At 59.1% G+C, this 23838-nt stretch carries 26 protein-coding genes; 15 read left to right on the top strand and 11 right to left on the bottom strand.

Annotation, left to right across the window (positions count from 1 at the left end; translation table 11 throughout):
* Positions 1-66 precede the first annotated feature (66 nt).
* The 3 genes from AC061P_RS06220 to AC061P_RS06210 form a co-directional block, all read right to left on the bottom strand.
* Positions 67-852, bottom strand: a complete 786-nt coding sequence (locus AC061P_RS06220) for a thioesterase family protein (RefSeq protein WP_449646543.1) — start codon at positions 850-852, stop codon at positions 67-69.
* A 103-nt stretch (positions 853-955) separates the two neighbouring features.
* Positions 956-1222 carry a Rho termination factor N-terminal domain-containing protein gene (locus tag AC061P_RS06215; RefSeq protein WP_480392089.1) on the bottom strand — a complete coding sequence of 89 codons (267 nt, stop codon included), beginning with the start codon at positions 1220-1222 and terminating at the stop codon, positions 956-958.
* Between the two features lie 197 nt (positions 1223-1419).
* Positions 1420-2511 (bottom strand): Rv2578c family radical SAM protein, encoded by a 1092-nt coding sequence (locus AC061P_RS06210; RefSeq protein ID WP_480392088.1) that lies wholly within the window; start codon positions 2509-2511, stop codon positions 1420-1422.
* A 138-nt stretch (positions 2512-2649) separates the two neighbouring features.
* Between AC061P_RS06210 and AC061P_RS06205 the strand changes: the two genes are divergently transcribed.
* Both AC061P_RS06205 and AC061P_RS06200 read left to right on the top strand, forming a co-directional pair.
* Complete coding sequence (locus AC061P_RS06205; protein ID WP_449646540.1) at positions 2650-3114, top strand: GNAT family N-acetyltransferase; 465 nt, start codon at positions 2650-2652, stop codon at positions 3112-3114.
* Positions 3111-3608, top strand: a complete 498-nt coding sequence (locus tag AC061P_RS06200; protein WP_480392087.1) for a GNAT family N-acetyltransferase — start codon at positions 3111-3113, stop codon at positions 3606-3608. The genes AC061P_RS06205 and AC061P_RS06200 overlap by 4 nt, the downstream gene beginning before the upstream one ends.
* On the opposite strand, the gene AC061P_RS06195 is transcribed toward AC061P_RS06200, so the two are convergent.
* Positions 3605-4975 (bottom strand): LLM class flavin-dependent oxidoreductase, encoded by a 1371-nt coding sequence (locus AC061P_RS06195; protein WP_480392086.1) that lies wholly within the window; start codon positions 4973-4975, stop codon positions 3605-3607. The genes AC061P_RS06200 and AC061P_RS06195 overlap by 4 nt on opposite strands.
* 145 nt (positions 4976-5120) lie before the next feature.
* Between AC061P_RS06195 and AC061P_RS06190 the strand changes: the two genes are divergently transcribed.
* Positions 5121-5699, top strand: coding sequence for a flavin reductase family protein (locus AC061P_RS06190; RefSeq protein ID WP_480392085.1), 579 nt, complete (start codon positions 5121-5123; stop codon positions 5697-5699).
* A 10-nt stretch (positions 5700-5709) separates the two neighbouring features.
* Here the strand turns inward: AC061P_RS06190 and AC061P_RS06185 are convergent, their stop codons facing one another.
* On the bottom strand, positions 5710-6234 hold the full coding sequence (locus AC061P_RS06185; RefSeq protein ID WP_480392084.1) for a hypothetical protein: 525 nt from the start codon (positions 6232-6234) through the stop codon (positions 5710-5712).
* A 150-nt stretch (positions 6235-6384) separates the two neighbouring features.
* Between AC061P_RS06185 and AC061P_RS06180 the strand changes: the two genes are divergently transcribed.
* Positions 6385-7341 (top strand): NYN domain-containing protein, encoded by a 957-nt coding sequence (locus AC061P_RS06180; RefSeq protein ID WP_480392083.1) that lies wholly within the window; start codon positions 6385-6387, stop codon positions 7339-7341.
* A 64-nt stretch (positions 7342-7405) separates the two neighbouring features.
* On the opposite strand, the gene AC061P_RS06175 is transcribed toward AC061P_RS06180, so the two are convergent.
* Entirely contained in the window at positions 7406-8455 is a 1050-nt protein-coding gene (locus AC061P_RS06175) for an LLM class flavin-dependent oxidoreductase (RefSeq protein ID WP_480392082.1), read from the bottom strand.
* A 102-nt stretch (positions 8456-8557) separates the two neighbouring features.
* On the opposite strand from AC061P_RS06175, the gene AC061P_RS06170 reads away from it, so the two are divergent.
* The 3 genes from AC061P_RS06170 to AC061P_RS06160 all read left to right on the top strand — a co-directional run bounded on the left by AC061P_RS06170 (position 8558) and on the right by AC061P_RS06160 (position 11166).
* Positions 8558-9181: a MerR family transcriptional regulator gene (locus AC061P_RS06170; protein WP_449646533.1), complete on the top strand. Its 624-nt coding sequence runs from the start codon at positions 8558-8560 to the stop codon at positions 9179-9181.
* Between the two features lie 80 nt (positions 9182-9261).
* Entirely contained in the window at positions 9262-10308 is a 1047-nt protein-coding gene (locus tag AC061P_RS06165) for a hypothetical protein (protein WP_449646532.1), read from the top strand.
* Positions 10309-10353: 45 nt separating this feature from the next.
* Positions 10354-11166, top strand: a complete 813-nt coding sequence (locus AC061P_RS06160) for an alpha/beta hydrolase (protein ID WP_480392081.1) — start codon at positions 10354-10356, stop codon at positions 11164-11166.
* Here AC061P_RS06160 and AC061P_RS06155 read toward each other — a convergent pair.
* A complete protein-coding gene (locus AC061P_RS06155) occupies positions 11163-11606 on the bottom strand; it encodes a hypothetical protein (protein ID WP_449646530.1) in 444 nt (147 codons plus the stop codon). The genes AC061P_RS06160 and AC061P_RS06155 overlap by 4 nt on opposite strands.
* 157 nt (positions 11607-11763) lie before the next feature.
* Positions 11764-14133 (bottom strand): phosphoketolase family protein, encoded by a 2370-nt coding sequence (locus AC061P_RS06150; protein WP_449648167.1) that lies wholly within the window; start codon positions 14131-14133, stop codon positions 11764-11766.
* A 234-nt stretch (positions 14134-14367) separates the two neighbouring features.
* Here AC061P_RS06150 and AC061P_RS06145 point away from each other — a divergent pair, with 234 nt between their 5' ends.
* Entirely contained in the window at positions 14368-15015 is a 648-nt protein-coding gene (locus AC061P_RS06145) for a DUF1294 domain-containing protein (protein ID WP_480392080.1), read from the top strand.
* A gap of 64 nt (positions 15016-15079) precedes the next feature.
* Here AC061P_RS06145 and AC061P_RS06140 read toward each other — a convergent pair whose 3' ends face one another.
* Positions 15080-15370, bottom strand: a complete 291-nt coding sequence (locus AC061P_RS06140) for a metal-sensitive transcriptional regulator (RefSeq protein WP_449648166.1) — start codon at positions 15368-15370, stop codon at positions 15080-15082.
* 483 nt (positions 15371-15853) lie between these two features.
* Here AC061P_RS06140 and AC061P_RS06135 point away from each other — a divergent pair, with 483 nt between their 5' ends.
* The 6 genes from AC061P_RS06135 to AC061P_RS06110 all read left to right on the top strand — a co-directional run bounded on the left by AC061P_RS06135 (position 15854) and on the right by AC061P_RS06110 (position 21441).
* Positions 15854-16216 (top strand): rhodanese-like domain-containing protein, encoded by a 363-nt coding sequence (locus AC061P_RS06135; RefSeq protein ID WP_480392079.1) that lies wholly within the window; start codon positions 15854-15856, stop codon positions 16214-16216.
* 104 nt (positions 16217-16320) lie between these two features.
* Entirely contained in the window at positions 16321-17247 is a 927-nt protein-coding gene (locus AC061P_RS06130; RefSeq protein ID WP_480392078.1) for an alpha/beta fold hydrolase, read from the top strand.
* Positions 17248-17324: 77 nt separating this feature from the next.
* Positions 17325-18620, top strand: a complete 1296-nt coding sequence (locus tag AC061P_RS06125) for a sensor histidine kinase (protein ID WP_480392077.1) — start codon at positions 17325-17327, stop codon at positions 18618-18620.
* Positions 18617-19318, top strand: a complete 702-nt coding sequence (locus AC061P_RS06120; protein ID WP_480392076.1) for a response regulator — start codon at positions 18617-18619, stop codon at positions 19316-19318. Before AC061P_RS06125 ends, AC061P_RS06120 begins: the two co-directional genes overlap by 4 nt.
* A 135-nt stretch (positions 19319-19453) precedes the next feature.
* Complete coding sequence (locus tag AC061P_RS06115) at positions 19454-20335, top strand: ABC transporter ATP-binding protein (RefSeq protein ID WP_480392075.1); 882 nt, start codon at positions 19454-19456, stop codon at positions 20333-20335.
* Complete coding sequence (locus tag AC061P_RS06110) at positions 20335-21441, top strand: ABC transporter permease (RefSeq protein WP_480392074.1); 1107 nt, start codon at positions 20335-20337, stop codon at positions 21439-21441. Before AC061P_RS06115 ends, AC061P_RS06110 begins: the two co-directional genes overlap by 1 nt.
* Positions 21442-21517: 76 nt before the next feature.
* Here the strand turns inward: AC061P_RS06110 and rimK are convergent, their stop codons facing one another.
* Positions 21518-22708, bottom strand: coding sequence for a 30S ribosomal protein S6--L-glutamate ligase (gene rimK, locus AC061P_RS06105; protein ID WP_480392073.1), 1191 nt, complete (start codon positions 22706-22708; stop codon positions 21518-21520).
* A 3-nt stretch (positions 22709-22711) separates the two neighbouring features.
* Between rimK and AC061P_RS06100 the strand changes: the two genes are divergently transcribed.
* Complete coding sequence (locus tag AC061P_RS06100; protein ID WP_449646520.1) at positions 22712-23215, top strand: ATP-dependent zinc protease family protein; 504 nt, start codon at positions 22712-22714, stop codon at positions 23213-23215.
* Between the two features lie 40 nt (positions 23216-23255).
* Here the strand turns inward: AC061P_RS06100 and AC061P_RS06095 are convergent, their stop codons facing one another.
* Positions 23256-23783, bottom strand: coding sequence for a DUF427 domain-containing protein (locus AC061P_RS06095; RefSeq protein ID WP_480392072.1), 528 nt, complete (start codon positions 23781-23783; stop codon positions 23256-23258).
* Positions 23784-23838 lie beyond the last annotated feature (55 nt).

Below are 23838 nucleotides of genomic sequence, written 5' to 3'. Positions count from 1 at the left end.
TTGTAGATTACGCTCGCAGGACGGGCAACACAAGACCCACATGAGAATTAATTAGCAGGTGGATGCTTACAGTTTGCGGAGCGTCAGGATCTGCTCAGCTCGACCGAATGGTCCGCTCAGATCGTGGAGGACAGTCGATGTCAGGCCGACCCCATCAGCCCCAAAATTTACGGCATTCTGCAATCCAAGCCACTCCCCAGTTGGCGCACGATAGAGATGGATCTGCAAGTCAACATTCGGGAAGGCGTACCCGCCCTCCCCCGGCTTGACGCGCGTGGCGATGCCATTGCTCGTGTCAACAAGCCCCATCAGCCGCACAAAATCGCTTACCGGCTCATCTGTCAACAGAGGATACGGTGTGCGCAACCACACGCGTCCGTGTCCAGGACCATGATCCGGAAGAGCCCGTGCGTCAATCGATTGAATGTAGCCTCCTGGCCACTTCGAGAGATTCACTGCGCCAGTTGCGTGCTCGGGAGCCAACATCCGTTCGTCGACAACTCCTTCTACTGCTGAGGTGTCGGAGGTGTGAAGACGCCACGCAGTCGCTCGAACTGCGACACGACCCGCAGCAACGAGCTCAGCTTGGACAAGTTCGATTGTGCGCCCCGGCCTCAGCAGCGTTGTCTTCACTTCGAAAGCACCATCAGGAATGAGCCCGAGGATCTCGTAGCTGATGCGTGCAATGCGGAGTTCTGTCCGCGCTTCGAATGACTCAAGCGCGTGCGCCAGAATTCCGGCAACCGGAGCCATGTGCTGCTCGTGCGGATTCCACGCTCCTTGTGCGTGAATCGTGGACTCAAAATGAGTGTCGTCGTGGCGAACGTAGTAGGCAGAAGCTTGAGAGGTCACCGCACCAGCCTAATGAGACGGTCTCACTGCCGCAGCGTGTGCACCACATTTGCTCACTCACGCTCAGGCACGTGGAGCCATATCGAACCGCGTCTAGGCACTCCTAGTGTGAGCGCAGCTTCGCGATCAGGTCGTCCTTGTTGAGCGAAGAGTATCCGTGCAGGTCCAGTTCGCGTGCCCGATTCTGCAATTCTTTGACTGTCCAGTCTTCGTAGGATCCTGACTCTCCCCCTCGTCGCCCAACTTCGGATCGTCCATCCCGTGCCGCCGCGTTCGCAATGCGCGCTGCTTTCTCCGCTGACGCACCGTCGTTGCGGAGTTCCTCATAGAGCTCCGGGTCCTTCACCCGTGAATTCTTGTTGGCAGGCATCTTCGTTTCACTCCTCAGGTTCGATTCGTCTCCATTAGGGGCGTCATCAGCTTCGGCCCCTTTTGCTGCACGAGGCAGTAGATTCACGATAAACACGGGCGGACTGAGCCCCCACAAATTTCTGAGAACGTCGAGCGAACGTGCAGCCTGCTCCCAGATCGCGGTGAGCAGGAATGGGTGCGACTATGCGCGAACCGCTAAAACAACATGGGTTGCGGCATCGCCCTAGCGGCCAAGGCTGGCGGCATTTCTTCCGCGATTAGCGATCGCTCCCCATTGACGTCTCGCGTGCTTACAGCGGCACGCGAACCAACGATTCCTGTCGCTGGGTCAAGTGCGGTTCGCTCGAGACCGTGCCGACGGATAATCGGACGCAATTTGGCTGCCAGCCAGTGACGATACTCCTTGGGAGCGTAGGTGCCGCGTGAATACATTGAGTGATAGCGCTCGAGCAATTCCGGATGCGCCGCTTCTAGCCATTGGAAGTACCACTCCTTGGTTCCGGGCTTGAGATGAAGGGCAGAATAGGCAATTGATGTTCCGCCGGCATCCTTCACCGCGGCAATTGCACGCTCCAAGTGGTCACGCGTATCGGTAAGAAACGGCAGGATCGGCATGAGAAAGACTGCGCAATCGAGGCCAGCATCTCTCACTGCAGTCACTGTGGCGAGGCGTGACTTCGCAGTCGGCGTACCAGGCTCGACCGACTGTTGCAGCTCATCGTCATAGATAGCGATCGACATCCCGATATCGACGGGTACGTGATCGCTTGCCTCTTTCAGCAGTGGCAAATCTCGCCGAAGCAGGGTGCCCTTGGTGAGAATCGAGAGCGGCGTTCCCGAACCGGCCAATGCAGCAATGATGCCCGGCATCAGCCGGTATCGACCCTCTGCGCGCTGGTAAGGGTCAGTGTTGGTTCCTAAAGCAACAGCGTGCCTTCCCCAGCTGGGCTTGCTGAGTTCTTTGGCCAGCACCTCAGCAACATTGACCTTCACCACGATTTGAGTGTCAAAGTCTTTCCCTGAATCGAGGTCGAGATATTCGTGCGTCGGTCGCGCGAAGCAGTAGGTGCACTGGTGAAGGCATCCGCGCATCGGGTTGATGGTCCACCCGAACGGCATATCGCTTGCGGTGGGGACTTTGTTGAGGGCGCTCTTGGCTACTACCTCGTAGAAGGTGACGCCCTGAAAGTCTGGCGTGCGAACCGTACGCACAAGATTGTTGAGCTTCGCAAGGCCGGGCAGCGCGTTGGGGGCCTCACTGCTGACCTGTTGACCACTCCATCGCATGCTTCTATTCGAACATATGTTCTAATCAATGGCAACTTCCACTGATGCGGCACTAAGGCCCCCGCCCACGCTGATAACGTCATAAGAGTGTTTTCCAAAGTGACGGTCCCGACAACTCTCCACACGCGAGATGGTGAAATGACGCTTCGGTATTCCGAATTGGGCGACATCGACACCATCCTTCAACTTCTGGCGGATGACCCAGTCAGCGCCTTGCGGGGAGATACCGCGCGCCCCGAAGATCGCCCGGCCTACGAAAAAGCGTTCCACGCGATCGCAACTACTCCCGCGAACGCATTGCTCGTTGTCGTTGCACCCAGTGGTGATGTCGTAGCCACCATGCAATTGACCGCGATTCCCGGGATGGCGCGGCGAGGTTCACACCGCCTCCAAGTCGAAGCCGTTCGGGTTGCGGCAAGTCAGCGCTCATCGGGCATCGGCGGCGCGATGATGCGGTGGGTCATCGACATCGCAGCGCCAACACTCGGCGCTTCGCTCATCCAACTCACATCGGATGAGGCGCGCACCGACGCGCATCGCTTCTACAAGAAGCTGGGCTTCGAGGCATCGCACATCGGGTTTAAGTATTCGATCAAGCTATGACCTCAGTCGCCGACGCTAAAAACGACGGCGTCACCCTTCGTGACCTGCGTCTCAGCGACGGTGATGCAGTCTTTGAGTGGATGCGGGATCCAGAGTCAGTCGCAATGGCCGCATTCACGGCACCAGACCCCGACGACCGGGCCGAATTCGATTCCTGGTTTGCTCGCATTCTCGCGAACCCCGACGTTGTAGCTTGCGCGATCTACCGCAGCGGAACTCTCGCCGGAATGATAGCCACCTTCACGATGGACGACCAGCGAGAGCTCACCTACTGGATCAGTCGTGATTTCTGGGGTCAAGGAATCGCCAGCGCTGCACTAGCGCTAATGCTGGAACTCGACACTCACCGCCCGCTTCAGGCACGCACAGCCACACACAACATTCGTTCCGCCGCCGTAGTGCTGCGCAATGGATTCGTCGAGATTGGCCGCAACGTCGACTTCGCCGCCGGCGTGAAACGGGACACCGAAGAGATCATCTTCGAGCTTCGCTAGGGACGTCGGCGATAACTCGCCCCTGCATGCTCGGCTGGCAGCCGGTTTCCTCGTCCGTGAAGCTTGTTGCGCAGCGTGCCCTCCACGTATTCCTCAGGATATAGACCCCGCTCGCGCAACACAGGGATGACGTACTCCACGACATCTTCGAAGGTACCTGGCGTAATGGCATACGCAAGATTGAAGCCATCAACGTCGGTCTCTTCTACCCACTGTTGCAGCTCATCCGCGATTTCCGTGCCCGAGCCAATGATGAACGGACCCAGACCCCCGATAGCGCCGAGTCGGGCAATATCGCGAACTTTCCACTCGCTTCCGTCATTGTTTGCCTGCTGAAAGTTGGCGACTGTTGACTGGATTGCATTGCTTTTGACGTTGCCAATGGGCTCATCGAGGTCATATTCCGAAAGGTCGATCCCCATCCATCCGGACATGAAGACGAGCGCTCCCTCTTCGCTTGCGTAGCTGAGATAGTCGGCATACTTCGCGTGAGCTTTCTCCGTGGTGTCATCCGTGATGATCGTGAGCAGTGTGTAGATTCGCGCAGAATAGCGATCACGGCCAGCCTCTTCAAGAGCATCCCGGATGCGGCCAACCGTTGCCTTGAGTCCCGCTTTAGTCGAGGCAGCAACAAAGATCGCTTCGGCGTTGCCTGCCGCGAACTGGATGCCCCTCGGTGATGCGCCTGCCTGGTAGATCACCGGGGTTCGCTGCACCGACGGCTCTGACAAATGGATCCCCGGGACCGTGAAATGTTTGCCCTTGTGCTCAATGTCGTGAACTTTGCTTGGGTCGGTGAACACAACGGTTTCGCGATCACGAATAACGGCATCGTCTTCCCACGAGCCCTCCCACAGCTTGTAGAGAACTTCGAGGTATTCGTCGGCGTGGTCATAGCGATCATCATGCTCGAGCTGATCATCATTGCCCATATTGCGGGCTGCTGAAGGAAGATAGCCGGTGACGACGTTCCAACCGATGCGCCCCTTGGTGAGGTGATCAAGCGTCGACATGCGACGCGCGAAAGGGTACGGATGTTCGTAGGCCGTGCCGGCGGTGATGCCGAATCCCAAGTGTTCCGTGACATGCGCCATGGCCGAAACGAGCAACAGTGGGTCATTCACCGGAACTTGCGCGCCGTGGCGAATCGCAGCCTCATTGGAACCCGCGTACACATCGTAGGTACCGAGGACATCCGCAATGAAGATGCCATCAAAGGTGCCACGTTCGAGCAGCTGGGCAAGTTCCGTCCAATAGTCGAGGTCTTTGTAGCGCCACGATTGGTCATCGGGGTGGCGCCACATTCCTGACGACTGATGGGCGACGCAGTTCATGTCGAAGGCGTTGAAGCGAATTTGTTTAGGCATGCCACCATGGTGCGCCGAGCAGCCATTCACTGCACCTGGCAGTGAAACAACGGACGAAACACAGAGAAATAAAGCGACACATTCTCGCTTCGCTGGCGGATGCGGCGCATTCTTGTTCGCATCCCCACAACCTTCGGATGGACGAATGCAGACGACAGCGAAACATCAGAGTCTCTCGCACGATGAGGCGTACAGCCCCGATGAGCGCACCTCGCCCGAAACTGAGATCAGTGGCGACGATTTTGCTCGCGCCTTTCGTCACTATCCTGGCGGTGTTGCGGTCATCACCGCCGACTCCCCCGACGGTCCCGTTGCCCTCACAGCGACATCGGTTGTTTCTGTGAGCGCGGTACCGCCGCTCCTCGCGTTCTCGATCAGCCATCGCGCATCCACCGCCGCGAGCATCCGGAGCGCGAACTCCTATGTGGTCCACTTCTTGGGAAAAGACCAACTTGAAATCGCGCAACTGTGCGCAACTAGCGGTGTTGATCGATTTTCTGACACCAGTTTGTGGAGACGACTGCCGACCGGTGAGCCGTACTTTCCGAGCGCACCAGCTTGGGTCGCAGGAACGCGGGTCGATCAACTCGACGCGGGAGCCGCATCCATAATTTTGCTTCGTGCGACACAGTCCGCAGTCGATTCTGGGGCAGAAGGCACTCCACCGCTCGTCTATTTCAATCGCGGTTGGCACCAGCTCGGCGAACACTCACAAGTGAGCTAGCCCAGCGGAACTAAACCGGTGCAACCTCTGACGCCGACTCGTCATCGCCCCACGACTCAACTAGTGAGATCCGGCCACGGGAATCCTTTATCGCAAGAGTGAGCGCGATTATCGCGGTAGCAATGCCAATGACGCCGAGCGGATTTGCGATGCCAATGGCTATTCCTAGTGCCGGCTCGGAGGGACCGCTAATTATGGTCTGAAGCCCCTGAGGTGTTGAATCCGGAATCGTAAGTCCCAGGAGAAATCCGCATATCCCGGAGGCGATGAGCAATGCTTGGGTTAAAACCCGCGTCTCGAACCCGCGACGTGCCGTGCGCCGAACTGCCAGCCCGGTCAGCACCAACAAGACCGCAAAAATGAGTCCGAGCGTTGCGGCGTAGACAATCGTGAGGTCACCCCCGATGCCAAAGAGGTGCCGACCGAACGAAATCCAGCCAGCCACGCCGATGCCTGCCACGATTACGGCAACGCCGGTGTGGCCTTCCCGCGGGATCCCGGGGGTGGCTCGAACCCGAATTGCACTGTAGCTCATGACTTGCTCTCCATCACTCTGATCGCCCAATGGTAGCGACGATGAGGTTCCCCCAGTCGCTGACTCGCGCGGCGTGTACTGCTAGCGTGAGCCGAAGAAGCCTCAGTAACGTTGTGCGCGAGGTGGACCGCTCTAGCCGGAGGAGACCCCATGCCCGCTTCCACAGAAGGACGCGTTGCCGTCTACATCGATTTCGACAACATCGTGATCTCGCGCTACAACCAAAAACACGGCAATGGTGCGTTTCAGACGGACAAGGTTCGGTGGCACGTCTCAAACCGTGCAAGCACGACGCCGGTCGGGACCAAGCTCGCGGACGCCGAAGTCGACGTTGAGGCCCTGCTCGACTACGCCTCCTCGTTCGGCACAGTTGCGCTCAGCCGCGCCTACGCCGACTGGTCTTTACCGGTCAACTCGAGCTACCAGAAACAGCTCATCAACCGCGCTGTCGAACTCGTGCAACTCTTTCCGCTCACAGCTCAAATGAAGAATGGGGCGGACATCCGGCTGTCTGTTGACGTCATGGAAGACCTTTTTCGTCTGCCCGACCTCACTCATGTGGTGATCGTTGCTGGCGACTCAGACTATGTGGCGCTAGCGCAACGCGCCAAGACCCTTGGTCGCTTTGTCGTCGGTGTCGGAGTCGCTGGTGGCACAAGTCAAGCGCTTACCTCCTCGTGCGACAAATTCGCCGACTATGACTCGCTGCCGGGTGTTGAGTACGGCGCCAGTGCGAATGAATCGCCGGTCTCCGCCTTCACCGCTGCACCACCCGCCACAGACGACGGGGCAACAAAGACACCTACTCCCGAATCTAAGTCCAGCGCAAAGGCCGCCAACACCGATCCGCCGGCAACTAAGGTATCTCCATTCAAGGTGCTAGTGCGCGCTATGCGGCTAGTGCAACAGAAAGAGGATTCAGAGTGGCTCCACAGCTCCGCGGTCAAGAATCAGATGCTCAGAATTGATCCGTCGTTCGATGAATCTTCGTTGGGCTTCACAACTTTCAGCGAGTTTGTGAAGTCTCGCCTATCGCACGTTGAGATGCGCGAGCATGACGGCGTCCGGCAGCTTAGACTCCGCACCAACGTGACACTGCCTGAATAGCGAGCCTTGGTTCTGTGCAATAAATCAACCGGAGATCGCGTGCCAAAAGATGCGTCTTGGCGCGTTAGGCGAGCAGCTGCTCCGCAAGCAGTTCAAGAGCCCGCACGCGTACAGGCGACGTGTTCGGCGCATCCGCATCATGTGCCGAGAGCCCTGGGCTGACCATAACTTCGTCAACACCGAACCGGGTCGCCAGCGAGCGGATGCGGGCTGCCGCAGCCACGGGTTCGTCGATGACCCAACGTTCGGCCATATCATCGACCATCTGTTGCTGCGGAGCGGCAAGTTCCGTCGCCGCAGCCTGCTCAATTGTCGAGAGCGGACCAAGAGGCATCCCACTGAGGAGCCGAGCCATCTGCTGCAACTGGGGAAGCGCAGCAGCTCGCGCTTCTGCCGCGGTATCGGCGACCGCAACATTGAGCGTCAAGAAGGTTCGTGGCTCCTTCAGCTGATCCGAGGGGACAAAGTTGTCGCGGTACAAACCCAAGATGCGTTCTGTTCCCTCACCAGAGAAATGATGCGCGAACACGTACGGCATGCCCTGGGCTGCGGCGAGTCGCGCAGAATAGTCACTCGATCCCAGCAACCAAAGCTCAGCAACTGACGACGCATTCGGTGTCGCGGTGAGCTCATACACCTGGCCAGACGGCAACTGAAGAGCCGCCCCCTCGGGGTGCATGAGGCTGCGGATGTCGGAAACGTTTCGCGGGAACGCGTCGACGTCGCTTGTTGTTCCCGTCATCCGCAAGTAGGACGTGATCACGGGATCACTTCCGGGAGCGCGGCCAATGCCCAGGTCAATGCGCCCCGGGAATGCCGCCTCCAGAATTGCAAACTGTTCAGCCACGACGAGCGGGGCGTGATTCGGGAGCATCACTCCCCCAGAACCGACGCGGATGCGTTGGGTCTGAGCAGCCAAAATCCCGATCAACACGGCAGGGTTTGTGGATGCCACGGCCTTCATGTTGTGGTGTTCAGCCACCCAATAGCGCGAAAATCCGAGTTCATCGGCACGCTGCGCTAGCGCGGTGGTCGCCGAAATCGCATCAGCGGAAGTCTGGTTGCTGCGCACAGGAATCAGGTCAAGAACAGAAAGACGAAGTGGTGTAGTCATCACTACTATTCAACCGTCGAACGGTCGGGATATTCCTTAGCGTCGCGCATCCGACCGGTATGCCACGCCCTAAAACCCGGGCAGATAGCTATGGTGTCCATTATGAAGATTTCGGAGTTGAGCCACGAGACTGGCGCATCGGTCGCCACGATCAAGTACTACCTGCGGGAGGGCCTTGTGCCCGCGGGGGAACGCTCGGCACCGAACCAGGCGACCTATGGCGAAACCCATGTGCGCCGCATCCATATGATTCGTGCGCTGACCGACATTGGTGGCCTCTCTGTTGCCGACACCAAGCGCGTTATTGAGGCCATTGAGTCCGACCTGCCACTGACGCGCGCTTTTGAGATTGCGCAGAGCACAGTTTCCGAGCGCGTTGACCCTGAATCCTTGGATGCCGAAGCGCTCGAGACGGTTGACTCTGCCCTTTCGGGCTGGGGTTGCGACCCGAACGACCCGGGCCGACTCGCGGCCGCCCGTGTGGTGATGAACTTTCGGCAGGCCGGCCAGGGCACCGATACGGGGTGGCTCGCTCGCTATGCCGAGGCTGCGCAACTCGTCGCAGAAGCAGATCTTGATCTCGTCGAGAGTCGCGATGGACTTGCGGCACAAGCGGAAACCGTTGTCGTGGGAACGGTGTTGGGTGATGCGCTCTTTGCTGCGCTGCGGCGGAGCGCTCAAGCAGCCTCGACGATCCGTCGTCACGGAGATCCGTCTCGGAGCTAACTCGCACACCTCATTTCGCCTTCACCCTTTACAGATAGTGATGCTATCCGATAGTGTCACTATCGACTCAAGGAGAAGCCATGATTGTTCAGCGCGAAGCGAAGGTTCGTCAGTCGTCCCGGCACGATGCCGCCAGCAATTCCTCGAGTTCGTCACGACCTGACAGCGGCACGCTTAACCTTGAGCGTGCGCTACTCCACCGCCCGCTGGTGTGGTTGACCATGGCAATGATCGGGCTTGCGATCATCGCCACGCTCGGCTTGCTCGTCGACCAACGCGAAATTGTGAGCGCGCCGCTGTGGGCAAAACCACTCAAATTCGCTCTGTCGATTGCACTGTATTCGCTAACGCTCGCCTGGCTGATCGGAATGCTCACTCGGCATGCACGTCTGGCGTGGTGGCTCGGAACTGTCAGTGCGGCATTCCTCGCCGTCGAAATGGTCGTGATCGTCGGCGCCGCAGCCCTCGGCACAACAAGCCACTTCAATGTGGCTAGCCCGGTGCCAGCAGCACTCTGGTCAGTAATGGCAGTGTCGATCGTGATCGTGTGGTCGGCGGTAGTCCTTGTCGCCGGCCTTCTCTGGCGCTATCGAATCTCCGATCCGGCGCGGTCACTCGCCATCAAATCTGGTCTCATCGTCGGAATAATCGGTATGGGATTGGCATTTCTCATGACCTCGCCAACGGCCCAGCAATTGAGCGACTTTCAGGGCATCGCGGGAGCTCACACGGTCGGGCTGCCCGACGGAGGGGATGGCTTACCTCTCTTGGGCTGGAGTACGGTCGCCGGAGACCTCCGCATCCCCCACTTCATCGGGATGCACGCCCTACAATTGCTGCCGCTAGCCGCGCTTGCGCTCGAATTCCTGGGGCGTCGAGTGACAGGGCTCGCGCTCCCGCAGACGCGACAGCGCGTGATCGGTGTGCTCGTCAGCCTCTACGTTGCCGTGACTGCCCTGCTGACGGCGCAAGCATTGATGGGCCAATCGATCGTGAAACCGGATGCCGCAATCGCCACGATCGCCAGTCTTCTTTTCGCTTCGGCAGCAGCAGCTATCGCGGTGATCATCGCCCGCGCCGCACGATTACGTCAGGTTGCCAACGCTCAGCCCTCATCACCCCAATAGTGGGCGCCGCCTCACTTGCCTTCGCTAGTTCAATAGACTGATCGGATGCACGCCGCTGAGCCATCGTCACCCGTCTCGAGTGAATCGACTGCGCCAGCTTCTCTCGCCCAGCGACCATCCCGTCGTCGACGCATCCTTTTCGTCTCACTCATCTCATTTGCGTCGCTCATTGTGCTCGCAGCGATGGGCATTCTCGTTTGGGCAAATGTTGGTGTGATGCAGGCCGAGGCTGACCCTCTGGAGAATGTGCGCACGAATCCAGCAGTCTCCCTTCATGAGACGCCCAACTCGTTCATTCTCTCTCCCGCTGATGGGGCATCAGGAACCGGGTTGGTGTTCATTCCCGGCGCGAAAGTCACTGCTGAGGCCTACCTCTATAAGCTTTCTGGCGCTGTGGTGGAGTCGGGGTTAACTGTGATCGTCACCAAGCCGATTCTCAACTTGGCATTCTTTGATCAGCGTTCTCTCTCAACATTCACCGACGCTGTCCCGGATGTTGACACCTGGTTCGTCGGTGGGCATTCGCTTGGTGGGGTGCGAGCGTGCCAGTACGCGGCTCAACCTGAGGTGAGCGGACTCATTCTCTTTGCCAGCTATTGCGCCAATGATCTGGCGGATGTTGACACTCGCGTATTGAGTTTGAGTGGCAGCGTCGACATGCTCAGCACTCCAGACAAGATTGTGGCCGCTGCACACTTGCTGCCAACGAACACAACGTTCTTTCCCATCGAAGGTGCCAATCATGCGCGCTTCGGCGACTATGGCGTGCAGCCCGGCGACGGGGTCGCAAGTCTCGACAGCTCGATCGTGCGCGACGTGATCACGGCAGAGGTCGACAGCTTTATCCGCAAGGGTTAGGGAACACGCGCTGCTACGGCGGGCGCCTCGTGGTGCTCGTAGTGCCCCATCGTGATGATCGGGATCGAATCTGTCAGTGCAATGAGACCGTCACTGATCGTAGCGATCGGATCAGCATCCGTGCTGGAGAAGATGGGGAACGAGCGACCCTCGTCAGGTAGCCTGCGCCCGCGCCGAATGATGACGATGGTCGCAGCCGCGAGCGGGATAGCAATCGCGCTTGGTGCCGCAACCCACATTGAGGCACTGAGCAGTCCGTAGGCGCCCCACACCGCATACCCAAGAACAAGCAGCCACTGGGTGGTCTCAGAAATGCCGGCGAGACGCACTGCATCGTTGCGGCTCTGCCAGGTGATTCTTGCCTGCGGAACCCACATCAAGAACGAGAATGCAGTGCCCACGAATCCGAGTGCGTTAATAGCGAAATCGGTGATGTCCATACCGAGTGCTCGATCTTTCTGACGGCCCGAGGAAGAACTCCTAATTGGGCGCAAATTGCTGGGCATCCATCCGATGTCTCGGCAATTCTAAGCACAAATTACACTGCGCGCCAGATCATTTTTTACCCCCATTTAGCGCGGCGGGTTGCCGCCTAATTTAGCGGGCCGATTTCCATTTCCAGTCTGCGACTTCTGGCATGTCTTCGCCGTGCTCGCGGGTGTATTGCTGCGCGTGGAGTCGGGTGTCATGCATCTCTTGCCAGAAGGCGGCGTGACGCGCAGTGAGGCCGGGAACTCGCTCGAGTACGTCGATGACCAAGTGGTAACGGTCGAGGTCATTCATCATCACCATGTCGAACGGAGTGGTTGTCGTGCCCTCATCTTTGTAGCCCCGCACATGCAAATTCGCGTGCCCGGCACGCTTGTAGGTGAGGCGATGAATCAGCCACGGGTAGCCGTGATGAGCGAAAATTACGGGCTTGTCTGTCGTGAAGATAGCGTCGTACTCAGCATCGCTCAAACCATGCGGATGCTCAGATTCGCTGTGCAGTCGCATCAGGTCAATGATGTTGACGACTCGCACTCGCAACTCAGGGATCCGTTCACGCAAGATTTGCGCGGCGGCCAAGACCTCAAGGGTAGGTACGTCACCAGCACACGCGAGTACGACATCCGGTTCTTGACCGACAACTTCGGTGCCTGCCCAATCGAATAGTCCGATTCCCCGCGTGCAATGTTCGATTGCGGCTGGCATATCGAGCCAATTATTTTCGGGGTGCTTTCCGGCGATGACGACGTTGATCTTGTCGACGGAGCGAAGGCAGTGATCGTAGGTGGCGATGAGGGTGTTGGCATCGCACGGCAAATAGGCCCTCACAACATCGGGCTTCTTGTTCATGACGAGATCAAGAAAGCCGGGGTCTTGGTGCGATGCGCCGTTGTGGTCTTGACGCCACACGTGCGAGCTCAGCAGGTAGTTGAGCGAAGAGACCGGGCGGCGCCACGGGATATCGTTCGCTCCTTCGAGCCATTTCGCGTGCTGATTGAACATCGAATCGACGATGTGGATGAACGCTTCATAGGAGTTGAACATGCCGTGTCTGCCGGTGAGCAGGTAGCCCTCCAACCAGCCTTGGCACTGGTGCTCGCTGAGCATTTCCACGACACGACCTGCACGGGCAAGGTGATTGTCGGCGTCGATGGGGAGGAATCCGGCATCCCACTGTTTATCGGTTGTCTCGAAAACAGCGCTTAGTCGGTTGGATGCTGTGACGTCGGCACCAAAAATTCTGAAGTTGTCTGGATTGTCGCGAACAACATCGCGTAGCCACTCCCCGAGGGCGCCGGTCGCGGAACTTGTCGTTTCACCGGGGTTTGGAACGTCGACGGCGTAATCCCTAAAGTCGGGCAGCCTAAGTGGGGCGCGCAACACTCCACCGTTGGTGACAGGATTGGCGCTCATTCGACGGTCGCCCTCTGGCGCGAGTGCCGTTGCAATTGCGAGCGGTGCACCACTCTCATCAAACAACTCTTCTGGACGGTACGAGGCCATCCACTCCTCAAGTTGTTTCAGGTGTTCGTCTGTGTCCCGAACACTCGCAAGCGGGACCTGGTGCGAACGCCAATTGTTTTCGACAGGGTGCCCGTCGACTACCTGCGGTCCCGTCCACCCCTTGGGGGTGCGCAAGATCAGCATCGGCCACGCCGGGCGACCGTCGAGAGTTCCGGCAGCCGCGTCGGCTTTTATCTGCGCAATGTGATCGACGATGTCATCAAGAGTTGCCGCCATGCGTTCGTGCACGGCGCGAGGATCTTCATCGTCGAATCCACCCGAGACAACGTACGGCGTATGCCCGTAACCTCGCATCAGATCGCAGAGTTCGTCTTCGGGGATACGCGACAGCACTGTGGGGTTCGCAATCTTGTAACCGTTGAGGTGCAAGATTGGTAAAACCACGCCATCACGTTCAGGGTCAATAAATTTGTTCGAGTGCCAGCTCGTCGCTAGCGGACCAGTTTCGGCTTCGCCATCGCCGACAACAGCAGCGACGAGCAGATTCGGGTTGTCGAACGCCGCACCATACGCATGCGAAAGCGCATACCCCAGTTCGCCACCCTCATGGATGGAGCCGGGCGTTTCAGGAGCGGCGTGGCTGGGAATGCCACCGGGGAAAGAAAACTGCCTAAATAGCTTGCGGATGCCATCAGCGCTCTTATCGATGTCGCCATACGTTTCGCTGTACGTGCCATCGAGGTATGCGCTCGCGACGACCGCGGGTCCACCGTGCCCAGGACCAGCAACAAAAATCGTGTCGGTGTCGCGTTCCTGAATAATGCGATTGAGGTGAGCCCACACAAAGTTCAGGCCGGGCGTTGTGCCCCAGTGTCCAAGAAGTCGCGGCTTAGTGTGCTCGCGGCGGAGGGGTTCACGCAGCAGAGGGTTGTCGAGCAAATAGATCTGGCCAACAGCAAGGTAATTGGCGGCCCGCCACCACGCATCCAGCTGGTCAAACGTCTCAGACTGCACTTCGGATGTTCGGGGACGGCACCATGGTGCACGCGGGGAAGTATGGGCAACAGTCACGAGATTTCCTGTCTCTGATCGCGATGAATTGTGCTAGGTAAACCGTGCAATGAAGTCGCGCTCGTCGAGGAGCTTGTGGGACCAGTGTATGAGTATTTTTCCCCGCGCGACTGGATGGACAGAATCGGCGGGCACGCCGTAACCGCACTACCCCCACGCGCGGGATACCCTCAGAGTATGGGTTCGCGAAACACACGAAGTGACGGCGTTTTAGCCTCGTGGAACGACGAACGCGGCTTCGGATTTGTGACCCTCGACGGCGGTGAGCGAATTTTTGCCCACATCTCCGCGTTCCCACCGCGCGATACTCGGCCCACACTCGGTGAGCGAGTCAGTTGCACGGTGGAACGCACAACCGACGACAAAATTCGGGCAAGCAACATCCGCTATCTTTCGGCGTCTGGACGCCCGATCCGCACACGCAAACGCAAAGCCGGCACGATGAGCTGGGTTGTGCTGGTGACTTTCGCGCTAGCAATCGGCATCGTGACAGCGATTGGCGCTCTCCCGTGGTTATTTGCGGCTCTCTACTTACTGATGAGCATCATCACCTATATCGTCTATGCGACCGATAAGAGTGCGGCTCAAACAAAGCAGTGGCGAGTGAGCGAGAGTACGCTCCTCGGTTTAGGATTATTCGGCGGCTGGCCCGGCGCACTCGTCGCTCAGCAACGCCTACGCCACAAGAACCAAAAACCGAGCTACCGCCAAGCATTCTGGGGCAGCGTCGTGCTGAACGTTTTGGTGTTGGCAATCTTGAGTACGGCGCTCAGCGAGCGGATGTTGGAGCTCGCCCGGCTGCTGCTATCTGCGGCTACTTCCTAAATCAGCGCGTGCATTGAGCGCCTGATCTGCCGGCAGTGCATTGTTATCGCGGGTTAATCAGCGATTAGGCGAGCGAAAGAAATAGTTTCTCGATCTCGTCAGGCTGGGGTGATCCCTCGGCACCCGGGTTTGCCAAGCACTCTTTCATCGCTCCGGAAATAACGAGGAAACCAGCTCGGTCGAGCGCTTTGGAGACCGCGGAAAGCTGATAGATCACGTCCGCACAACCTGCGCCGGTTTCCACTGTCGTGATGAGTGCGCCCAGCTGACCCTGCGCGCGCCGCAACCGGTTCAGGATCTTCTTTTGAGCTTCGGCGTCAGTGACGGGCAAGGATGCGGAGACCTCAGAGGCCATCATTTTCTCATTTCTCGGACATGATTTGACAGTTGCAATACCCCATGGGGTATAGTTCTCAGCATACCCCCTAGGGTATAAGTTCGTATAGTCAGTCAAACGAAAGCAGAGTTATGTGCAGAGCAGTCACGTGCCGGGTATGCGGCAAAACAACGTGGGCCGGATGCGGAGAACACATCCCGTCAGTGAAGCGCAGCGTGCCTGCGTCCAACTGGTGCAATGGCAAACACTCGGCCTCGGAAATTGACGCCGCCAAAGCCAACAAGGGCAGCTTCTTCGCTCGCCTCTTCGGCCGTTAGGAGTTCATATGTGCGCACAAGTTACTTGCCAGAACTGCAGCAAACCCACGTGGGCTGGTTGCGGAGAACACATCGAGGATGCCCTCGCCGATGTCGCCGAGCGCGACCGCTGTCACTGCTAGCCGGTTCGCAACAGCCTTTCGCGAATACGCAACCCCACAACTAATTGTTCACTAGGAGAAAAATGATCCGCCCTCTCGCAGCCCTCGCCGGCTCGCTCATCGTGTTGGCCTCGCTGGCTGCATGTTCGGCACCCGTCGAAACGATCGAACTCAGTTCCGACACCATCATCATTGACGTGCGCACGCCGGGAGAATTCGCGGGAGGTCACCTTGACGGGGCAAATCTTCTCGACCTGAGCGGTGGCCAGTTCGCCGACACGCTCCCCAGCCTCGATCCCGACGCCGACTATGCGGTCTACTGCAAATCAGGCAACCGCTCAGGACAAGCCGTAGCGATGATGACCAACGCAGGCTTTACCAACGTTCTCGATCTGGGATCGATAGACAACGCTACGAAAGTCACCCAGATCGAAATAGTTCAGTAGCGCAACTCGCTCGCGCTGCTCTGCACTAAGACCCCGCGCTCGCACTGCCGAGCAATCTCGAATTGCGGCGGCTACGAACAACCAGTGTGAATACGAGACAATCCTTGAGCACGCGCTTTAACACAAGCGATTCCTGTGACCCCGCCACCGAAAACTTCTCTCGCGTTGTCGTTCCCACCGATTTGGGCGACGTTGTCGTGCACGCCAGCCCCAGCATGATTGCGCACCCCAAGACTGCGACGTTGCTCATTCACGGTGCAGCAGGCTCGTGGACAACCTGGCTGCCACTCATCCGTGCCGCGCATGAAACCGGCGAGCCACTGCAGAACGTTGTGGCAATTGACCTCCCCGGCTGGGGCGAAAGCGGAACACTACCTGCCGGTGCAACAGTCGACGACATGGCCGACGCACTAGCGCAAGTCGCGCAAACGCTCGGCTTCGCCACGTGGGACGCCATCGGCCACTCGCTTGGTGGACACCTCGCCCTTACCCTTGCAGCGAGTTACCCCAACCGCACGCACAGCGTAACCGCCATTTCAGCGACCGGACCCGGCGCGCTTGCCGTGCTCCGGCATCCGATTCGAGATTTTCGGAGATTACCGTTTTTGGCGGGCATGCTCGGCGCCATGAGCTTCCTTTCGGCACTGGGACTAGCGGGCAACAGCCTCATTCGCGGTCTTCATCGTATGCATCTTCTCGGGCCGTTGAGCGCTCCGCTGTTTGCACAGTGGCAGACGCTCGATGTCTCCGTTATTGACTCGCTGGCCTCAGAGATCCGGCCCACGGCGTTCGTACGTGCCGCCGAGGCAGCGTCCCGCTATGACGAGCGACAGTGGTTGAGCATCCGGTGCCCCATCACTCTAGTTCGGGGTGAACGAGATGTGTTCGTGAGCGCTAGTGACGATGCCTGGTTTGCTGAAGCGCTCCCCCACGCCACGCAACAAGTGACGGCACGTGCAGGTCACTTCGCGCACATCGAGGGTGTTGGCGAGCACACTCGAGTTCACGGTGATACGGCGGTCGCCGCCTAGTTGGCGGCTTCACCCCAGCGCACGCCGAAAAATCACAGCAACGCGAGCAACCTCCCCGCGCCGAGTAACCTAAGTGCATGGTTGATACCCGCAGTGATGTGCGCCACCGCGCAACGCCCGGGGTGAACCGGTGGGATGTTGTGCTCGCGGTAGGGATGCTCGCTGGCACCCTGCTCAGCACGGTTCTCACCCGCATCGCCGGCATCTTCTCCGAACCTGCCGATTCGGTGGTCACGCTGGTGTGGGCTGCAGCGATCACGCTGCCCCTGCTGTTTCGGCGCCACCATGCGTTGCCCGTCGTCATCGTTGTTGCCGCCGTCTTCATGGTGGGGGCGACCCTTCAGGTGCCCGAAGTTACCTTCTGCAATATTTCGCTCTTTATCGCGCTCTACTCTGTTGGCGTTTGGGAAGACCGACGTCGCGTCGCCACCATCACCCGCATCGCCATCATTGCGGCCATGTTCATTTGGCTATCGATTTCCATTTTTCAGACCACGACCGACCCCGATGCACTGAGCGGATTCTCGCGTGCCGGGGCATTCTCTCCGTTGCTGGCGTACCTCGTGATCCAATTTCTGACCAACGTGCTCTACTTCGGCGCCGCCTACTACTTCGGCGAACGCGCCTACCGCTCCCGACTGGAACGGCATGCGCTGCATCAACGTTCTGTCGAGCTGGTGAGAGAGCGCGAACTGATTGCCGCCCAAGCCGTAACCATTGAGCGCCTGCGTATTGCGCGTGAGCTGCATGACGTTGTTGCCCACCACGTCTCGATCATGGGGGTGCAGGCCGCCGCCGCGCGCACCGTGCTCACTCAAGATCCTGCTGCCGCATCCGAATCGTTGCGTGCTGTTGAGACCGGGTCTCGCCAAGCAATAGATGAGATGCATCGACTATTGGGAACACTGCGGGAGGCTGACAGTCGCGAAACTGACACCGCCGCTGCCTCAACGCTCGGAGTGCACAGCATCGTCGAGCTGATCGAAGCCACACGCAGCGCCGGTCTGCCAACACGGTTCGAAGAATTTGGCGACGCTCAACCCCTGAGCCCATCAACATCCGTCACGCTCTACCGAGTGGCTCAAGAAGCACTCACCAACGCCCGCAAACATGCTGGCCCCAATGGAGACGCCGATGTTCGACTGCGCTGGAGCGATACCGCCGTCGAGATTGAGGTCGGCAATTCTGGGCGCACACCAAGCCGCCGACCGTCCACGGGTCTCGGATTGATTGGCATGGCCGAACGCGTGAACGCTGTGGGCGGCTCACTCGAATTGCGTCCCCGATCCCGTGGTGGCTTCCTCGTGCGCGCTGAGTTGCCGGTGCAGGCTGACATCGGTGCGGGCGCACCAGCAGCCGAGGCTCACGCATGACCGCTCAACCGATCCGCATCCTGCTTGCCGATGACCATGAACTGGTGCGCACAGGTTTCCGCATCATTCTTGGTGCCCAACCCGACTTCGAGGTTGTTGGCGAAGCCCGCAATGGACGTGAAGCCGTCGAACTCGCCGAAACACTCCAGCCAGATGTGATCTGCATGGACATCCAAATGCCTGAAGTCGACGGCATCGATGCGACCCGGATGATCGTAGCGAAGCCCAACAGCACTGTCGCGGTTCTCATCCTCACCACCTTCGATAACGAGTCACAGCTCTTCGACGCTTTGGACGCCGGAGCGAGCGGGTTCTTGCTCAAAAACTCGTCTCCCGATGATCTTGCGGATGCCGTGCGCACGCTGGCGAGCGGCGACGCGCTGCTGGCTCCCGCCGTGACCCGGCGCGTGCTGGAACGACTGAGTCTCACCGATCAGCGGCTCCCCCGCCAGACGGAGCCAACTGTTCCTGCCGAGCTAACCGCGCGCGAACATGAAGTGCTCGTGCTCGTGGCGGAGGGCCTCTCCAACTCTGAGATCGCGACGGCACTCTTTCTTGGCGAGGCGACCGTAAAGACCCACGTTTCGAAGGTTCTTCAGAAGCTCCACCTTCGCGACCGTATCCAGGCCATCGTGTACTCCTATGAAAACGGCGTCGTTGTGCCGAACACAGCGCCCGAGCGACCGAACTCGACGTAACGCTGCCCGCTCGCAACTCATGGCCGTCTCCCCCACGCGATGGAGGCAAGAACCCACCCGCAGGCTGATCCCGTCGATCGCGTCAGCCCATACCGTTGTTCCCAGAGAGATTCTTTGCGAACAAAGGCGGTATTCGTGCTCCAGCTCGACAACATCACCAAAAGCTTTGGGGCGCGCCCAGCGCTCGACGGCGTGACCTTTTCTGTGCGCGACGGGCGCATGACGGGCTTCGTCGGCGGCAACGGTGCCGGCAAGACAACGACAATGCGCATCCTGCTGGGTGTTCTTGATTCGGATGCCGGTGAGATCCACCTCGACGGCAAACCACTGGGTGCAGAACAACGGCGTCGATTTGGGTACATGCCTGAGGAGCGGGGACTCTACCCGAAGATGAAAGTTCGGGAGCAACTCGTCTACCTCGCTCGACTGCATGGACTCTCGTCGACCCTAGCGGGCCGAAATGCTGACAGCCTGCTCGAAGAGCTTGGCCTCGGCGAGCGTCGCGATTCCACCCTCGAGAGCCTGTCGCTCGGAAACCAGCAGCGCGCCCAGATCGCCGCATCACTCGTGCATGATCCCGAGGTACTCGTGCTCGACGAACCCTTCTCGGGGCTTGATCCTCTCGCCGTCGATACTGTGGTGGAGGCGCTCAAGCAGCGTGCGGCATCCGGAGCATCAGTACTGTTCTCCTCCCATCAGCTCGAGATCGTTGAGCGGCTGTGCGACGACCTCGTGATTATTGCCGATGGCACTATTCGCGCATCTGGTGAGCGAGACACTCTCCGTGCCCAGCACTCGGCGCCACGCTACGAGATTGTGACGACCGGCGATCTGGGATGGTTGCGAAACGAACCCGGAGTCACGGTCGTTGAATTCGATAGCGGCTACGCCACGTTCGATGCCGAAGAGACCACGACCGCCCAGCGAGTTCTCCGTCACGCCCTCGCCGATGGCGACGTCACCTCGTTCGCCCCTCAGCGCGCATCCCTCGCCCAAATCTTCCGAGAGGTTATCTAATGAACTCCGCTACCGCAGCACGCCAGTCCCCTCGCTACCTTCAATCGGTTGTTCTCGTCGCCGAGCGTGAAATCACTACCCGCCTTCGTTCAAAGAGTTTCCTCATCACTACCGGCATCCTGCTGCTCCTCGTTCTTGGCGGTGTGATTGCGGGAGGAATCTTCTCGCAGACCGCGGGGACGACGAGCGTTGCCACGATCGGTTCGCTGTCCTCAGAGTTGTCTGCGCTGCCAGGTGTTGAGGTCACCACTGTCGACGATCGCGCGGAGGCAGAAGCTCTCGTGAGCGATGGAACTGTGGATGCGGCGGTACTGCCCTCCAAGGAAGGCTCGGGCGCTCCTGCAACCATCATCGCCAACACAGAAGCGCCATCTCTGCTGGTTCAGATGTTGAGTGTCTCCCCCGAGGTTGTTCTTCTTGACCCCGACGGTGAAACGAGCCCGCTCAGCTACATTGCGGCTCTAGGTTTCGGAATCATCTTCTTCATCTCCGGCATGACCTTTGGCCCGATGATTGCGCAGAGCGTTGTTGAGGAGAAGCAAACTCGAATCGTTGAAATCTTGATGTCGGCGGTGCCCGTCTCGGCGTTGATGGCCGGCAAAGTGATCGGCAACTCGCTGTTGGCGTTCGCCCAAATTATTGCGATTGCGGTGCTCGCGATCGTCGGCCTGTCGGTGACCGGTCAGGGTGAACTCTTGTCGCTCCTCGGCGCACCGCTGCTGTGGTTCGTGGGATTCTTCATCATCGGTTTCATACTCCTCGCCGCGCTGTTTGCTGCGGTGGGCGCGATGGTGTCCCGTCAAGAGGATCTTGGTTCAGCCATGACACCGGTCACGATGCTGATCATGCTCCCCTACTTTGCGATCATCTTCTTCAACGATGACCCAAAGATCCTAGCGATCATGTCGTATATTCCATTCTCGGCACCTGTCGGAATGCCCATGCGAATGTTCCTCGGAACGGCCGAATGGTGGGAGCCACTGATCTCCCTCGTTCTGCTGCTCATCACCACGGGCCTCGCAGTGCTCCTCGGCGCCCGCATCTACAACAACTCGCTACTGAAGGTCGGCAGCCGGGTGAGCTGGGCCGAAGCCATCAAGGGCTAAGGCGCTCCAGCGAACGGATGGCGGCGCTGGCACTGCACACTAAAGTGTCAGCGCCGCTCCTCGGTGTTAGCGGGGTCTAGTCCTCGGTGATCGGCTGCGGCGGAAGCTTGCGCACCTTCGCGCGACGGCGACGACGTGCTGGGATCATGGCACGCATCTCCTCGAGCTTGCCGAAGCAGAGCAGGCGGTCGTTCGCCTCGAGCACAGTGCTGCGGCGGGGGTTCGGCACAACGTTGGAGCCACGGTGCAGAGTCAGCACGGTGATGTCTTTCTCACCGAGACCAGATTCGCCGAGCTGCTTGCCGACAAAATCCGCGTCGCTGCCGACAACGATTTCAGCAACGCCATAGCCCGTAGAAACGCTGAGACGTTGGCGAACATCGATCTCAGGGAACGCAACCTGGTTGGCGATGTAGTCAATGATCGCGCCCGCGACATCCAACCCGGTCGCACGCTCAATGCCCTCAAGCCCTGGCGACGAATTGACCTCCATCACCAGGGGCCCATCTTTACCTTCGAGCATGTCGACGCCGGCAACCCGCAATCCCATGATCTGGGCGGCCTTGACTGCGGCACGGTGGTACTCAGGCGAGAGCTCGACAGCTTCAACGTTGCCACCGCGATGCACATTCGACCGGAACTCGTCGCCAACAGCCACCCGGCGCATCGCAGCAACAACACGGTCACCAACAACGAGGGCACGGATGTCGCGGCCCTTACTCTCAGAGATGAAACTTTGAATCAGCACGTTCTGTTTCGTTGAGTGCAATGTCTCGATAATCGCCTTGGCGACCTGCGTATCGGGAGCCAGAATCACACCGATGCCCTGCGTGCCCTCGAGCAGCTTGATGACAACGGGCGCGCCGCCGACGCGCTCGATAGCCATCTCGACATCTGCACGGTTGTGCACAAAGGTCGTCGCTGGCATCGCGATGTCGTGACGCGAAAGAATCTGGGTGGCACGCAGCTTGTCGCGCGAGTTCGTGATGCCGCTCGAAGTGTTCGGCGTGTAGACATCCATTTGTTCAAACTGGCGAACAACAGCCGTGCCGAAGTAGGTGATGGAGTTGCCGATGCGGGGCAGGATGGCGTCATAGTCCGAAAGCAATTTGCCGCGATATTGCAGGTCGGGTTCGTCCCCCGTGAGATCGATTGCGAACCGAAGGGTGTTGAGCACTTTGATCTGATGCCCGCGTTGCTCGGCGGCCGCACGAAGACGCTGAGTGGAATAAGCGTGCGGCGCACGCGAGAGAATAGCGAGTTTCATCAGATGACCTGCCAAGATAAGGGGGTGATAGAACCTACCCATTCAAGCACGGTCGCCGGTTGGCGCGAGTGGGTTGCCCTCCCAGAAATCGGCGTTTCGTGGATTAAAGCCAAACTCGACACTGGGGCGCATAGCTCGGCCATTCATGCGTCTGACATCGAAGAATACGTTGGCAAGGACGGCGCCAACTGGGTGCGGTTCCGCGTAATGCCGTGGCAAAAATCTGATGATGATGCTGTTGTCGTGGAGCGTGAAGTCCACGATCGCCGTTCCGTGCGCAGCTCATCCGGTCACAGCGAAGACCGCATCGTGGTGTTGCTTCACGTTGAGCTCTTTGGACATACAGTCACCGCCGAAACGACACTGACTGACCGCAGCGATATGGGCTTTCGGATGCTGATTGGCCGCGAGGCTCTCAGCCAAGGCTTTCTTATCGACTCGAGCGCGTCATTCCTTAGCGGTCGTGCGCCGCGCGCGATCCGCCGCCGCAATCAGGGTCGCAGCTAGCCTCTACGCACGTCGATGGCCGGGCCTTACCAGCCGGCTGTTACCAGCCTGACGTACCCGGGCCACCTTTAAACGGTCCGACAATACGAGAGGTGATCCACCCGCCGTAGAAGTCGCCGGCTTGAGTGCTCACTCGTTCGCCGTCGATTTCGCAGGAGTCCATTTGGCTCGGGTAGAGCGCTACTCGTGTCGCCAAGTCCTCGAATCCTCGGGTCGGATCCGGGTAGGTCCATCCCGCTCGATCAGCAACCACTCCCCCGGAAACAATATCGAAGTAATGGGCTTCACCTTTGAACTCGCAGAAGCTTGTGCCCGCTACTGGTACCAGAACGCCGTCGGGAAACGCAGCGATTGGCACGTAGTAGACGGGTGGATGACTCGTCTCAAGCACCCGCACCGAATCCGTAGTGTCGACGATCACTTGGCCGCCCAACCGCACAACAATGCGTTCGTGTCGTCGTTCCACTCGTGGAGGCCGCGGATAGTCCCACACCGACTCTTGACCTGCGCGAGGCTTGATGGGCTTGGGTCGGGGATGTGATCGGGGAAAACCGGCGGCTGGCGTCATCCATCAATTGTGGATCTGGCTGCTGGGATGCCGCTGCGAATGTCCACAGGCGGGA

Source organism: Rhodoglobus sp. G.S.4, from assembly GCF_056619605.1.
The sequence above is the reverse complement of the archived record's forward strand: the minus strand, read 5'-3'. Positions and strand labels throughout refer to the sequence as shown.

Excerpts from the sequence above, each read along its gene's own strand:
- AC061P_RS06215 (WP_480392089.1), bottom strand. The coding sequence starts at position 1,222 with ATGCCTGCCAACAAGAATTCACGGGTGAAGGACCCGGAGCTCTATGAG.
- AC061P_RS06210 (WP_480392088.1), bottom strand. The coding sequence starts at position 2,511 with ATGCGATGGAGTGGTCAACAGGTCAGCAGTGAGGCCCCCAACGCGCTG.
- AC061P_RS06205 (WP_449646540.1), top strand. The coding sequence starts at position 2,650 with ATGACGCTTCGGTATTCCGAATTGGGCGACATCGACACCATCCTTCAA.
- AC061P_RS06200 (WP_480392087.1), top strand. The coding sequence starts at position 3,111 with ATGACCTCAGTCGCCGACGCTAAAAACGACGGCGTCACCCTTCGTGAC.
- AC061P_RS06195 (WP_480392086.1), bottom strand. The coding sequence starts at position 4,975 with ATGCCTAAACAAATTCGCTTCAACGCCTTCGACATGAACTGCGTCGCC.
- AC061P_RS06190 (WP_480392085.1), top strand. The coding sequence starts at position 5,121 with ATGCAGACGACAGCGAAACATCAGAGTCTCTCGCACGATGAGGCGTAC.
- AC061P_RS06185 (WP_480392084.1), bottom strand. The coding sequence starts at position 6,234 with ATGAGCTACAGTGCAATTCGGGTTCGAGCCACCCCCGGGATCCCGCGG.
- AC061P_RS06180 (WP_480392083.1), top strand. The coding sequence starts at position 6,385 with ATGCCCGCTTCCACAGAAGGACGCGTTGCCGTCTACATCGATTTCGAC.
- AC061P_RS06175 (WP_480392082.1), bottom strand. The coding sequence starts at position 8,455 with ATGACTACACCACTTCGTCTTTCTGTTCTTGACCTGATTCCTGTGCGC.
- AC061P_RS06170 (WP_449646533.1), top strand. The coding sequence starts at position 8,558 with ATGAAGATTTCGGAGTTGAGCCACGAGACTGGCGCATCGGTCGCCACG.
- AC061P_RS06165 (WP_449646532.1), top strand. The coding sequence starts at position 9,262 with ATGATTGTTCAGCGCGAAGCGAAGGTTCGTCAGTCGTCCCGGCACGAT.
- AC061P_RS06160 (WP_480392081.1), top strand. The coding sequence starts at position 10,354 with ATGCACGCCGCTGAGCCATCGTCACCCGTCTCGAGTGAATCGACTGCG.
- AC061P_RS06155 (WP_449646530.1), bottom strand. The coding sequence starts at position 11,606 with ATGGACATCACCGATTTCGCTATTAACGCACTCGGATTCGTGGGCACT.
- AC061P_RS06145 (WP_480392080.1), top strand. The coding sequence starts at position 14,368 with ATGGGTTCGCGAAACACACGAAGTGACGGCGTTTTAGCCTCGTGGAAC.
- AC061P_RS06140 (WP_449648166.1), bottom strand. The coding sequence starts at position 15,370 with ATGGCCTCTGAGGTCTCCGCATCCTTGCCCGTCACTGACGCCGAAGCT.
- AC061P_RS06135 (WP_480392079.1), top strand. The coding sequence starts at position 15,854 with ATGATCCGCCCTCTCGCAGCCCTCGCCGGCTCGCTCATCGTGTTGGCC.
- AC061P_RS06125 (WP_480392077.1), top strand. The coding sequence starts at position 17,325 with ATGGTTGATACCCGCAGTGATGTGCGCCACCGCGCAACGCCCGGGGTG.
- AC061P_RS06120 (WP_480392076.1), top strand. The coding sequence starts at position 18,617 with ATGACCGCTCAACCGATCCGCATCCTGCTTGCCGATGACCATGAACTG.
- AC061P_RS06110 (WP_480392074.1), top strand. The coding sequence starts at position 20,335 with ATGAACTCCGCTACCGCAGCACGCCAGTCCCCTCGCTACCTTCAATCG.
- rimK (WP_480392073.1), bottom strand. The coding sequence starts at position 22,708 with ATGAAACTCGCTATTCTCTCGCGTGCGCCGCACGCTTATTCCACTCAG.
- AC061P_RS06100 (WP_449646520.1), top strand. The coding sequence starts at position 22,712 with ATGACCTGCCAAGATAAGGGGGTGATAGAACCTACCCATTCAAGCACG.
- AC061P_RS06095 (WP_480392072.1), bottom strand. The coding sequence starts at position 23,783 with ATGACGCCAGCCGCCGGTTTTCCCCGATCACATCCCCGACCCAAGCCC.